Source organism: Nocardiopsis kunsanensis DSM 44524 (genome assembly GCF_000340965.1).
Classification (GTDB): domain Bacteria; phylum Actinomycetota; class Actinomycetes; order Streptosporangiales; family Streptosporangiaceae; genus Nocardiopsis; species Nocardiopsis kunsanensis.
In genome coordinates, this window is record NZ_ANAY01000086.1 from 1 (window position 1) to 925 (window position 925).

The window sequence follows — 925 nt, forward strand, 5'->3', positions numbered from 1 at the left end:
GTCCGCAATGTGATCATCATCGGTTCCGGCCCCGCGGGATACACCGCGGCCGTCTACGCAGCACGCGCCGAACTGCGCCCACTGGTCTTCGAAGGCTCCATCACCGCCGGCGGCGCACTCATGAACACCACCGACGTCGAGAACTTCCCCGGATTCCCCGACGGCATCATGGGCCCCGACCTCATGGACAACATGCGCAAACAAGCCGAACGCTTCGGCGCAGACCTGGTCCCCGAGGACGTGACCGAAGCCGACCTGACCAAACCGGTCAAGGAAATCACCGCCGGCGGCGAAACCTTCTACGCCCACACCGTCATCCTCTCCACCGGCTCGGGCTACCGCGAACTGGGCGTCCCCGGAGAGAAGGAACTCTCCGGCCGCGGCACCTCCTGGTGCGCCACCTGCGACGGCTTCTTCTTCCGCGACCAGGACATCGCCGTGGTCGGCGGCGGCGACACCGCCATGGAAGAAGCCCTCTTCCTCACCCGCTTCGCCAGAACCGTCACCGTCATCCACCGCCGCGACGAACTACGCGCCAGCGCCATCATGGCCGAACGCGCCCACGCCAACGAGAAGATCGACTTCGTGTGGGACACCGAGGTCACCCGGGTCCTGGGCCAGGAACGCGTCACCGGCCTGGAGCTGTACAACAACAAGACCGGACACACCTCCACCATGGACATCTCCGGCCTCTTCGTCGCCATCGGCCACGACCCCCGCGTGGAACTGTTCGACAAACAACTCGAACTCGACGAGGAAGGCTACGTCGAGGTCGAGTTCCCCTCCACCCGCACGAGCCTGCCCGGGGTCTTCGCCTCCGGCGACGTCGTCGACCACCAGTACCGCCAAGCAGTCACCGCCGCCGGGACCGGCTGCTCGGCCGCCCTGGACGCCGAACGCCACCTCGCCGACATGGGCAACTGAG

The 925-nt window shown here is 66.6% G+C and carries 1 protein-coding gene; it reads left to right on the forward strand.

Features of this window, described 5'->3' with window-relative positions:
* On the forward strand, positions 1-924 hold a 924-nt coding region (gene trxB / locus D456_RS0123335), incomplete at its 5' end, for a thioredoxin-disulfide reductase (RefSeq protein ID WP_017578587.1).
* Between the last annotated feature and the right edge of the window lies 1 nt (position 925).